General features: G+C 44.0%; 9 protein-coding genes and 1 pseudogene. 8 read left to right on the plus strand and 2 right to left on the minus strand.

Annotated elements, in window-relative coordinates; genetic code table 11:
* From ACJ751_RS10350 to ACJ751_RS10360, 3 genes and pseudogenes are all read left to right on the plus strand, one after another.
* A pseudogene (locus ACJ751_RS10350) lies at window positions 1-201 on the plus strand (phosphoglycerate dehydrogenase); the annotation flags it as partial.
* A gap of 104 nt (window positions 202-305) precedes the next feature.
* A complete protein-coding gene (locus ACJ751_RS10355; protein ID WP_407745417.1) occupies window positions 306-1,751 on the plus strand; it encodes a PQQ-binding-like beta-propeller repeat protein in 1,446 nt (481 codons plus the stop codon).
* Between the two features lie 114 nt (window positions 1,752-1,865).
* Entirely contained in the window at window positions 1,866-2,273 is a 408-nt protein-coding gene (locus tag ACJ751_RS10360; RefSeq protein ID WP_407745418.1) for a DoxX family protein, read from the plus strand.
* Between the two features lie 72 nt (window positions 2,274-2,345).
* Here the strand turns inward: ACJ751_RS10360 and ACJ751_RS10365 are convergent, their stop codons facing one another.
* A complete protein-coding gene (locus ACJ751_RS10365) occupies window positions 2,346-4,964 on the minus strand; it encodes a DUF5916 domain-containing protein (RefSeq protein ID WP_407745419.1) in 2,619 nt (872 codons plus the stop codon).
* Between the two features lie 349 nt (window positions 4,965-5,313).
* On the opposite strand from ACJ751_RS10365, the gene ACJ751_RS10370 reads away from it, so the two are divergent.
* Both ACJ751_RS10370 and ACJ751_RS10375 read left to right on the plus strand, forming a co-directional pair.
* Window positions 5,314-6,429: a Gfo/Idh/MocA family protein gene (locus tag ACJ751_RS10370; RefSeq protein WP_407745420.1), complete on the plus strand. Its 1,116-nt coding sequence runs from the start codon at window positions 5,314-5,316 to the stop codon at window positions 6,427-6,429.
* Between the two features lie 209 nt (window positions 6,430-6,638).
* Window positions 6,639-7,040, plus strand: a complete 402-nt coding sequence (locus ACJ751_RS10375) for an SPW repeat protein (RefSeq protein WP_407745421.1) — start codon at window positions 6,639-6,641, stop codon at window positions 7,038-7,040.
* 497 nt (window positions 7,041-7,537) lie between these two features.
* Here the strand turns inward: ACJ751_RS10375 and ACJ751_RS10380 are convergent, their stop codons facing one another.
* A complete protein-coding gene (locus ACJ751_RS10380; RefSeq protein ID WP_407745422.1) occupies window positions 7,538-8,194 on the minus strand; it encodes a YdeI/OmpD-associated family protein in 657 nt (218 codons plus the stop codon).
* A 163-nt stretch (window positions 8,195-8,357) separates the two neighbouring features.
* Between ACJ751_RS10380 and ACJ751_RS10385 the strand changes: the two genes are divergently transcribed.
* The 3 genes from ACJ751_RS10385 to ACJ751_RS10395 form a co-directional block, all read left to right on the plus strand.
* Window positions 8,358-10,325: an amidohydrolase family protein gene (locus tag ACJ751_RS10385; protein ID WP_407745423.1), complete on the plus strand. Its 1,968-nt coding sequence runs from the start codon at window positions 8,358-8,360 to the stop codon at window positions 10,323-10,325.
* An 18-nt stretch (window positions 10,326-10,343) separates the two neighbouring features.
* Complete coding sequence (locus ACJ751_RS10390; RefSeq protein ID WP_407745424.1) at window positions 10,344-11,264, plus strand: helix-turn-helix domain-containing protein; 921 nt, start codon at window positions 10,344-10,346, stop codon at window positions 11,262-11,264.
* 120 nt (window positions 11,265-11,384) lie between these two features.
* On the plus strand, window positions 11,385-11,787 hold a 403-nt coding region (locus ACJ751_RS10395), incomplete at its 3' end, for an SDR family NAD(P)-dependent oxidoreductase (RefSeq protein ID WP_407745425.1).

Here is an 11,787-nt window from a genome sequence, read left to right on the forward strand (position 1 = left end):
ATTCACCGCAATGTACCGGGTGTGTTATCGGCCATCAATACCACCCTGGCAAACAACAAGATCAACATCCTGGGCCAGTACCTGAAAACAAACGATGAAATAGGGTATGTGGTGCTGGATATTGACAAGAAATTGTCGAATACGGCTATGCAGTTGTTAAAAGAGGTGAAGGATACAATTAAGGTGCGGTTGTTGTTTTAATAAGAACCGTTCGCTATATTTGCCAAGGGAAAAAAGTCATCAGTCAATTTTGTTGATAGATGACTTTTTCTTTTTATATACCTTTAAACCATACGCGTTACCTTATGAAGAATTACCGGTCCTTTGTTACCCTTATCGGAGGCTTTATCCTTTTATCGGGCTTGCTGAATTTGATGGGCTCCTGTAAAAAAGGCGATGATAATCCTCCGTCTCCGCCGCCGACAAAACCCAAAGACTCAACTAAAATAATTACCTCTTTTTCTGTAAAAGGTCCCAATGGGGCGGTGCTGGATATAGCGGATATGTCTGTTTCCATTAAAGCCGACAGTATCCTGGTTGGCGTACCTTTTGGAACCGATCTTTCGCATTTAACACCCTCCCTTACCTTTAGCGGGGTTATTTTAACACCTGCCAGTGGCGAAGAACAGGATTTTACAAAACCTGTCGTTTACACGGTACAGGCTGAGGATACCAGTAAGAGGAAATATGTAGTGGTTGTTACCCGCATGCCAATTCGCAACCGGGTGTTTGTTGGTGGAGATAATAATAAATTCTATGCGCTGGATGCGCTTACCGGTGCGTTAAAATGGGATTTTACCAGCACCAAGCCGTTTTCTTATTCAACAGCCACTTTCAAAGATAGCGTTGTATACGTTGGTGGTATCGACAATTATGTGTACGCGTTTCATGCAGTGACCGGAAAAATACTTTGGAAATTCCTGACGGGTTCAACCGGGATCGAAGCGCCTGTTACGCTCGATGATAAGACAATATATGTTGGTTGCAATGATGCTATTTTTTATGCGCTGGATGCGCAAACCGGTGCAGAAAAATGGCGGTATAATACCCATGGTAATATCAGTACCGGTGCAACGGTAGTGAACGGGATCGTTTATTTTGGTTGCTCAGACAGCAAAGAGTATGCATTGAATGCAAAAACCGGACAGTTTGTTTGGAGTTATACTACCGGCGATATGCTCAATGGATCAGGGCAGGCTGTAGTAGATGGAAAAGTATATTTTGGTAGCCGTGATGGTTACCTGTATGCAGTAAATGCGACAGACGGCGGTCTTGTGTGGAAATATTCTGCAGGCTTCTCCCTGGAACAATCAAGTCCAACGGTCGCTAATGGGGTTGTATATATTGCCGGTTGGGTTGGTGGAAGTTTATATGCGGTAAATGCCAGTACCGGAACACTAATTTGGGAATCCCTTAAAAAGATTGGATTTTCGAGTAGTCCGACCGTCTCAAACGGACTGCTGTATATATCCGGAGATGATGGCAACTTTTATGCAGTAAATACTTCAAACGGAACGCCGGCATGGAGTAAAAACATCTATCCTAATAGTGGCAATGCTACGGTTGCCGATGGCGTTGTTTATAATAGTGGCGGCGGATATTTGGGTTATTTTCATGCTTATAATGCTATTACCGGTGCAGATAAATGGCAATTCGACACCAAGAATACGGCGCTTTCATTTTCGGGTGCGTTGGTGCTCGATTCCCAGGGAAGAACACACTATGCTGGTAAATCGGGCATGGAGCAATAAGTCGCAAACCACCCCTTAAATTGTCCGTAACACACCCCGTTGAAGCTGTTTTTTGATGATAGCTTTGTTTCAACAAAACAAAAAACAAATACTCAACTACTAAATCACATTGTTATGAAAAAGACTAACATTTTCTACTGGGTGTTCAACGGTTTATTTGCTTTCCTGATGCTGGGTTCTGCTATACCTGATATCCTTAGTCAACCCATAGCCATACAAGGCATGCATGTTGAATTGGGTTACCCTACTTTTTTTGTACCCTTTATAGGTGTAGCCAAATTGTTAGGCGTGATCGCTATTCTGGTACCAGGTTTTCCCCGCCTGAAAGAATGGGCTTATGCCGGATTATTCTTCGATCTCATCGGTGCTACTTATTCCATATTGGCCATTGGCAAACCTGACTGGCTATTTATGGCATTGCCACTGGCTTTAGCTATTGCATCTTATTATTTCTACCAAAGAAGGAAAAAGTTGAAAGAAGCTGGTGCAACTGATCAATACACAAGAGTGGCAGTTGCTTAGTAGATCATAGCCATGAAAATACGAAAGCCTAACGCTGGTTACAACCTTCGTTAGGCTTTCGGCGTTCAGGGGTTACTTCAGGAATCGATAGGTCCACTTTACGAGAAAGATATTTCTCGCAGCATTATGATCAAACGCGTTCTGCCATAAACTTTTTGAAATGCCTACCTTGTTATCCAGGTCAACATTGGCGTCGGGCGTATTGCTTTGCGACCACACCAGGTAGAGTTCTGAGCCGCGTTTATATTCCCAGCGCATTACAAAGTTGGATCGGAACTGTACAAAGTTAAAATCGGGTTTATCGAAGGTGTAATCTACAATGCCATCTTTTTGTTCATCTACCTGGTACCCGCCATTCACTTCTTTTACTTCGCCATTACTGAGCGGATGAAAACGGTCGTTGTAATTTTTGGCCATGGGATTTGCTACATAAGCAAAATGATTGTATACAGGCCTGTTAATGTATGGTTGTCCGTAATATTGCAAAGTAAGATCGGGTGTAATGTTATACGTTAACCGGCCGGTAAAACGAAGGGTGTGTTGTTTTACTTCACTCACAATGGTACGGGTAGTGTTGTTATATGAAACGTTATCTACAAACTGATCCTGGCGGCGCCAGTAATAGGAATAGTTACCGGCAATACTAAGCCGCAGGGAATTCATGGGTTGATAGTACAGGGTGAGTTCTACGTTATTATTCTTTATGGTATTGCCAAATCCCCATTGGTTGGAGATGCTCAGGTAAGCTGCTATTTTCTTTCTAAAATCGGTATTTATATACGCATTATGTGAAATATTACCGGGATTGCGCATGGCCGTTGTGCCGCGTAACGCATTGTTTGAAACATCGTACACGGTGGCGGTGCTGCCGGTACCTACCTGCCAGTTATTTTTAAAGGAAGCATGTGAATTGAAATTAAAGGCCTGGTTCATGAATTTGCCGCTGTAATCCCACCGCGACCAGTGGTTGTAATTCAACCTGGCCCAGCGGAAGAACAGGAACGATTTGGGCCAGTGAAAACCCGCCCAGGTAAAATGATTGATCTCATTGGCGGTGAGCATAAAGCCGATATCGTTCAGTTCAAGTTCGGGGGAGCGCAGTGTAAAGCCTGTTTCAAATTTAAACAGGCGGCCATGCCTGCCCGATTTACCACCTATTTTTCCAAAGCGGAAGGTGCCGCCGGATCCGGTAAGCGCCGTGCGGTTGCTGTCTACCGCCAGGTTGCGGGCGTCGGTGCGTTGAAACAGGTGTTCAAAGGCGGTTTGGGTATTCAGGATGGCTTCCTTCGTACCCTGCACCTCGCTAAAGACCATATTACCGCGGATGTACCAGGTGCGGTTCTTCCAGGTATGAAAGAAATCGAGCCCGCCGGAATAGGCCTGGTGGTGTAACAGGTCGTTCAGACCGCCATCGCGGTTTACTGCGGTTATAATGCCGCCAAAAATGGTTTGGCCGCTATCGATATCTTTTTGCAATCTGCCTACAAAATAGCTGGTCAACGGTTCTACCAATTCCTTTCTTCTCTCCCCGTTCTTATCGATGGTGGCCATTTCCTGTTGGGTAATACTTTCCAGTACACCAATGCTCCAGCCTTTGCGGGTTTTGCCGCTGAATTTGGCTGCCCCAAGGATGGACGTGTTTTGCGGCATTTTCAGGTGTTCATTGTCGCTTGTATCGGGCGTGTGATGCGGTGAACTGCCGATGCGCCGCGAGTAAAAAAGCAGATCGGAGTCGTAATCGCCACCCGCTTCGGAACCGGTTAACTGGTAATCGAAAATATTCCGGCTTTCCATAAAGAAAGGCCGGCGTTCTTCAAAGAAATTCTGAAAGCCATCGATACGTACCTGGGAGGGATCGGCTTCCACCTGCCCGAAATCGGGGTTTACGGTAAAGTCGAGAATGAGGTCGTTGGTAACGGCATACTTGCCATCGACCCCGCCGGTTACTTTTCTGTCGAACCCTTTGGCAAACGGATTGCCCACTTCCTTTTTGTATTTATCGGCCTGGATGGTTACATAAGGCGCAATTTCTACCTGGCGGTGCATGGGAATATTTTTCAAACCTTTCAGTTCGCCAAAACGGCTTACCCAAACGCCGGAGTTTTGAGGGATGTATTGCCAGCAGGATCTTTCTTCCTTGCGAAAAATGCGCCGGGTTACCTGTATGCCCCAGGTTTTATCCACCTCATTGCCATAACGCAGCTGGCTGAACGGAATCTTTACTTCGGCCGTCCACCCGGTTTTATCAATATGGGTTTTTGAAAACCAGATGGGGTTCCAGTTCACATCCCAGTTATTACCATTATTCGAAACAAATTCATCGCCGCGTACGCCCGATACCGATAGCGTAAAAGAAAAGGCGGTACGCTGGTCGTGATAACTGTCGATGTTTATCTCCACCCAATCGCCGGGAAACTGGTCTCGGCGGTCCATCCATTTTATAATAGAGTCCGGATACTTATCAATACAATGATAGGCGATATACAGGTATTTTTCATCATACAGGATCTTGAATTCGGTAGGCTGGTGGGGCGCCTTGCCTTCGTTGGGTTGCCATTGGGTAAAGTCACCGGTCCACGCAACCGAATTCCAGGCGTCTTCGTTGGGAATGCCATCTAACAAAATATTGCCCTGGATGTGCCGGGTAAAATAAGACCTTCTTACCACCGTAGTATCGGTGGATTGACTCATAGCGGTTGTAGTGATACATGTGACTGCAAAACAGATCAGCAAAAGCAGTTTGCCCGGGTTCATATACCAAGTGTACTAATTCTCTTTTTTTCACTGCTGTTAAAGTATAGCAGTGGTAATGTGGGAAAAACGAGCAACGGGGTTTTCGCTGTAGTGATCAAAGGGAAATGCAGGGCGTAACAGGTTACGAAAAACAACTATTTTAAGGATGAGCGGAAAATACTGACAGCAACACCGGCACAAGCTTACCGTTACTGGCAAACAATCATCACAATTGGTAAAAATGTTGGTGGCATAAATAATGCTGCGGTAACTCATTGTTACTTAAATTTAAAAAAAACTTGCCTGTATGAATTCCCGTCGAAACTTTCTGCAAAAGCTGGCGGCTTCGGTAATTGCGTTTCCATTGCTGTCGCCCGAGGCCATTTCCAGTATGGAATATGCCGATACAAAAACAGATGATGGTCCACCCTTACGCGTAGCTATTATGGGCCTGGGTAGTTATGGCACCCGCGTGGCGGAAGCTATGAAAGATTGTAAACGGGCCCGCCTTACAGGAGTGGTGAGTGGCACACCCGCCAAGATCACCAACTGGCAAACGAAATACAATATTCCTGAAAAGAACTGTTACAGCTACGAGACCTTCGATACCATAAAAGACAACCCGGAGATCGATGTGGTGTATGTGACCACCCCTAACGGCCTGCACCACGACAATGTTATTCGCGCCGCCAAAGCGGGAAAGCATGTTATTTGTGAAAAGCCGATGGCGTTGAATGCAAAGGAAGGGCAGGAGATGGTAGACGCCTGCAAAAAGGCCAACGTAAAACTGCTGGTGGGCTATCGCATGCATTTTGAACCAAAGACCCTTGAGATCATCAGGATGCGTAAAGATGGCGAGTTGGGTAAAATCCTGTTCTTCCAGGGGCTGAGCGGCTTCACCATTGGCGATCCCACGCAGTGGCGGTTGAACAAAGCATTGTCCGGCGGTGGTTCCATGATGGATATCGGCATTTATTCTATTAATGGTGCGCGTTATATGATCGGGGAAGAACCGATTTGGGTAACAGCCGAGGAAACCAAAACCAATCCGCAAAAGTTTAAACCGGGCGTAGATGAGACCATCCAGTTTCAACTGGGTTTTCCCAGCGGGGCCGTGGCTTCCTGTTTAAGTACTTATAATATGAATAATCTCGATCGCTTCTTTTTAAATGCGGAGAAAGGTTTTGCCGAATTACAACCTGCCACCGGTTACGGCCCTATTAAAGGGCGTACCAACAAAGGCGAATTAACACAACCGCATATCACGCATCAAACCGTGCAGATGGATGAAATGGCGGGTATTATCCTGGATGGTAAACAACCTGTTGTACCGGTTGATGGGGAAGAAGGCGTGCGTGATCTAAAGAAAATAGATGCTATTTACAAATCGGTTAGCACGGGTAAAAGGGTGGAATTGAGGTAAGTTGACCAGTTGAAGAGTTGACGAGTTGACCAGTTGACGAGGAAGAAAAAAGCCGGGAATAAATTAGGAGGCAAACCGACCCATGGACACGCTATATAAAAAATCGCGTATATCGCTCTACACTCCCCAAAACTATCTTATTCATTATCGGTTGAATGCTGGTGGCATAGGTTATGCACATTTTATAATTCAACCAAATTGTTTGAACTATGAGAGTGATAGAGACAAAAACCCATGGATATTTAGACTATATCATGGGTGTGCTGCTTATTGCGGCGCCGTGGATATTTGGTTTTGCAAGGGGTGAAGCCGAAACATGGGTGCCCGTAATATTAGGCGCTGGTATAATTCTGTACAGCTTATTAACCGATTATGAGCTGGGAGCAACACCCGCTATCTCAATGCGTACACACCTTATGCTTGACATCGCTGGTGGTGCCATACTGGCCGCTTCGCCGTGGTTATTTGGTTTTGCCGATTATATCTGGCAGCCTCACTTAATCTTAGGTATTCTTGAAATCGGTGCCGCGTTAATGACGAAGCCGGTTCCGACTACTGAAAGAAGAAACCATCACCGAAGAGACCATCACGGTACTGCAGCGACACATTAAATGTAGTATGTTAAATGAAAGACCGTCCCGAAGCGATTTGGAGGCGGTCTTTCTTTAAAAGCTATGGGAAAGCACCCAATTCCCTGAAATAATTATACCTGTAGTGGCATAAGTTTTACAGCCTTTTAGTAAGAGCAAACTGAAAATAACAATTTATGGAAACTGCATATAGAATACAACAGCGACAAAATAAAATAGGCAATACTGCCAGGAACATAAAAGCACGCACATCTAAACAGCCATCCAATCTGTTTCTTTGGTTATCGGCAGGCGCCATGTCAGCATTGATGTTTAATCTTGCCCGCCAAAAACGCAGGAATTCATTTATTGGTAAATGGGTCGCCCCTCTTGTATTATATGGCATTTTGAATAAGCTAAAAAAACGACTCAGACGCGAATTGACTGAAAGGGTAAAATATTGATATTAAACCACAGATCACTTGCAAGTGACCTGTCTTGCCTTCATGGAGCCAGCCGCCAACAGTAATCGTTCCAGCTTAGATATTCCGCGGATTTTTCCAGCCCTTCAATAACCGGTCGAGGGTACCGGTAACCCGTTCCTGCCGGGTTTCGGCGCGTTTGGCGGTAACAACCCATTCCACATATTCCTTTTTGTTGGTGAATGAAAGGGACTCAAAAAACGAACTGGCTTTTTTGTTTTTAGAGAGCAGTGCCTGCAGGTCATCCGGCAGACGGACGGTCTTATTTTTCGGGTCTATGTATTCAAGGATGGGCCGCTCAGTGGGTTTGGGATCTTTCCTTTTGCCGGTTTCCGTTTCCAGGCGAAAAGCAAAAGCTGACCAGGTATCGTTAAAAGATACAAGCGTGATCGAGCGGACATGCGGCTGTTTCAGCAGGTTTTCCCAACCCTTGTCGCGGGTGAGGTCGGTTTGCAGGGAAGAAGTGCCCTTTGGATAGTAACACCAGCAAAGCACGTCGGCTGTTACCAGGGGCATTACTTTGGAAAGTTCTTTATCGAGCTGGGCTTTATTAAGGATGAACCAGTGAATTTGCTGGTAGTGCTTCGCCGTAGGCGAAACGGACACCTCATCGGGTAGGGGACCAAGCTCCTTTTTAAAATCAGCAGGCGCGTTGATAGTGCGCAGGGAGAAGCCCTCTTTTATCTTCAATTTTTGAGCGGGAGAAGCAGGCATAGTGATGGTTTAGGCTAAGGTAATATAATGCAGGAGGAAATGCTTATTGAAAATTGCTAACCGTTCCTGTCTTTCCAGGGTGTATAAAAATCCTCCATTTTGCATTCCCTGATCAAAATAATATTTTAAGTTTACCTCCTTTCTTTAAACCTAATCTTTATTAATGAAAAAGATCACCTTTATCCTCTCCTTATTGACCGGCATAAATTTTACACATGCTCAGTTGCCAGACAGCTGCACCTTTTTGCTACATAAGTTTGCACAGAATATTGGTAAGGAAACATATTCTGTAACGAAGCATGGCGATATCATTACATATACAATAGATTTTAAATTCGTCGACAGGGGAACACCAGTTCCTTTAAAAGCAAAAATGCTGCTAACGACAGAATTTGAGCCGGTTGCTTTTACAATAAATGGCAAAACTTCAAGGATTTCTGCCATAAATGATTCAGTGGTTATTCATCAAAACAAAGCCGAGATAAAAGTTGATAATTCAATAATAAGTCAATCGTTACCCGCCATAAGATTTCCAATAGCAGGTTACTCCCCCGGCACCACACAAATGTTGTTATTGCAATACTGGAAAAAACACCATGAGCCCGCTACGGTAAATATACTGCCATCAGGCAAGGTGCAAATTAAAAAAGACGGAGCCGACACCTTACTCTTTAACAATAATTCCCTGGTACTGGATCGCTATGTGATCAGCGGATTAGTATGGGGTAATGAATTTCTATGGACAGATGCGAACGGACAATTGTTTTGTTTAATTACCAATGATGCAGAAGGTGATAAGCTGGAAATGATGCTGGAACCCTATGAATCACTGTTACCTGTGCTGATCAATAAAGCGGCTGCACATGGCATGCGTTTATTTACAGCAAACGCAAATCCCTCGTACGAAAAACATGACGTGATTGCCATAACCGGTGGTACCATATTAGATGTGGAGAATAATCAATCTATCAGCAACGGCGTTGTTTTGGTTAAAAATGGGAAAATAACAAAAGTTGGAGCTGCAAACAATGTAACAGTTCCTTCCGACGCCTACGTAATTAATGCAAAAGGCAAAACAGTTTTGCCAGGATTATGGGATATGCATGCCCATTTTGAGCAGGCAGAATGGGGCCCCGCTTACCTGGCCGCCGGTGTAACCACCGTAAGAGATTGCGGCAATGAGTTTGAATATATCAATGCAGTACAACAGGCGATTGATAAAGGAAATGGTATTGGTCCTCATATTCTGAAAGCAGGTATTATTGATGGTAATGGCCCCTATGCCCTGGGCGTTATTCGGGCAAATACAAGAGAAGAAGCCATAAATGTTGTTCAACGATATAAAGAAAATGGTTTTCAGCAAATAAAAATATATAGCTCCGTAAAACCTGAGATCATAAAAAAAATATGCGCCGAGGCACACCGGTTGGGCTTACTGGTAACCGGTCATATTCCTATTGGAGTGACCTTACAACAAGGAATTGATTCAGGCATGGACCAGGTGAACCATATTACTTTTGTTAATGCTGCACTGAAGAAAAACAAGGATGGTTTAATAGATTTTTCTGATACCGGAAATGTGGCTGTATTCAATTTTCTGAAGGCGCACCATGTAGTGATCGATCCAACGTTAGGAGTATATGAAATGATATTTCGTTCAATAAAAGACAGTATCACAAAACTGGAACCAGCATTTGCTTCGTTACCACAGCCATTAAAACCATTATTCATCAACACAGGCGCTGCTACCGATTCATTGGTTGAACGGGGCAGGTTATTCATGAAAAATTTTAAACAGATCGTATATCATTTATACACCGATAGTATTACTATTGTTGCAGGAACAGATATGGGCTTTCCTGGCTTTAGCGTTTACAGGGAAATGGAATTGTATGTCGAAAGCGGTTTAACACCTGTACAGGCGTTACAAACGGCTACTATTGTGCCTGCCAGGGTAATGAATATGGAAAAGATTTCCGGGTCGATCTCCCCGGGTAAAAATGCGGATATTATTATAACGGATGGCAATCCTTTGCAAAACATCAGCAATGTCAGAAAAGTAGTTACTGTAATAAAAGATGGGAATATATATAACCCAGCCCGGTTACATCACATTGCAGGGTTTCAATAAAAATAATTTCTTTATCATATGAAAAGCGTACAACCGCATAGCGTTAAAACCATATCAGAATATCATAAGCTCATGGAGATCCCCCAACCGGAACATCCATTGATCAGCGTGATCCCGTTTGAATTAATAAGGTGCTCTCCTGGAGCTGACCCGAAACATATAGTAATAGGTTATTATTCCATTGCATTGAAAAAAACAACGGATGGCAAAATGAAATACGGCCAGCTGGAGTATGATTTCAATACAGGCATTTTGAGTTTTATGGCGCCCGGCCAGGTATTAAAGATTGAGGCAAGGGAAGGAAAACCGCATATACATTCGGGCTGGCTGTTACTCATTCATCCCGATTTTTTATGGCGTACGCCTTTGGCGCGAAAAATAAAGCAATATGAATATTTTGGATATTCAGTAAATGAGGCGTTGCATTTGTCGGAAAAGGAAGAGGCTACCATTGTAAGTATTATCCAAAATATTGAGCAGGAGTACCGCTCCAATATCGATCAGTTCAGTCAGGATGTGATCATTGGCCATCTTGAATTACTACTCACATATGGTGAGCGTTTTTACCATCGTCAATTCATAACCCGTAAAATTGCTAATCATAGAGTTTTGGAACGGCTGGAAGATATTCTTACTACCTGGTTTAACAGCGATGAGATACAAAGGAACGGGTTGCCCACTGTTCAACACATTGCCGGCGCATTGAATATATCGCCCAATTATTTAAGTGTATTATTGAAAACGCTCACCGGGCAAAGCACCCAGCAGCATATACACGACAAGCTGATTGAAAAGGCAAAGGAAAAATTATCAACAACCAGTTTGTCGGTAAGCGAAATAGCCTGGGAACTGGGATTTGAACATTCCCAGTCGTTCAGTAAATTATTCAAGAGTAAAACAAATCTTTCTCCATTGGAATTCCGGCAGGCCTTCAACTGATCTGTTTTATGGAGCAGTAAATATATGGCTACAACAACCAGAGATTTGGCTACAGCAATAAATTTAAGGGCGCCGAGCTTTGTGCTATTGAATTTATTCTGAAAACAAAAGCCAGTAATTATGAAAGTTGTAGTAACAGGTTCATTAGGAAATATCGGTAAGCCACTTGCAACAGAGTTGGTACAAAAAGGCCATCAGGTTACAGTAATCAGCAGCAATCCGGAAAAACAAAAAAACATTGAAGCACTCGGCGCCATAGCCGCCATTGGTTCATTGGAAAATGTCGATTTTCTGGTGCAAACCTTTACCGGTGCTGATGCCGTATTTGCTATGATACCGCCCAGGTTTACCGAGTTGGATCACGTTGCATATTGTAGCCGCATTGGCAACAATTATGCGATGGCCATTCAGCAATCGGGTATAAAACAGGTGGTGCACCTTAGCAGTTATGGAGCGCATTTGGAAAAGGGAACAGGGTTTATACTCGGCGCACACTATGCAGAACGTATTTTGAATGAGCTGC

This window comes from Niastella sp., assembly GCF_045805085.1.
GTDB lineage: Bacteria > Bacteroidota > Bacteroidia > Chitinophagales > Chitinophagaceae > Niastella.

Bases quoted from the DNA above. Each gene is read 5' to 3' on its own strand.
- ACJ751_RS10355 (WP_407745417.1), top strand. From the start codon at position 306: ATGAAGAATTACCGGTCCTTTGTTACCCTTATCGGAGGCTTTATCCTT.
- ACJ751_RS10360 (WP_407745418.1), top strand. From the start codon at position 1,866: ATGAAAAAGACTAACATTTTCTACTGGGTGTTCAACGGTTTATTTGCT.
- ACJ751_RS10365 (WP_407745419.1), bottom strand. From the start codon at position 4,964: ATGAGTCAATCCACCGATACTACGGTGGTAAGAAGGTCTTATTTTACC.
- ACJ751_RS10370 (WP_407745420.1), top strand. From the start codon at position 5,314: ATGAATTCCCGTCGAAACTTTCTGCAAAAGCTGGCGGCTTCGGTAATT.
- ACJ751_RS10375 (WP_407745421.1), top strand. From the start codon at position 6,639: ATGAGAGTGATAGAGACAAAAACCCATGGATATTTAGACTATATCATG.
- ACJ751_RS10380 (WP_407745422.1), bottom strand. From the start codon at position 8,194: ATGCCTGCTTCTCCCGCTCAAAAATTGAAGATAAAAGAGGGCTTCTCC.
- ACJ751_RS10385 (WP_407745423.1), top strand. From the start codon at position 8,358: ATGAAAAAGATCACCTTTATCCTCTCCTTATTGACCGGCATAAATTTT.
- ACJ751_RS10390 (WP_407745424.1), top strand. From the start codon at position 10,344: ATGAAAAGCGTACAACCGCATAGCGTTAAAACCATATCAGAATATCAT.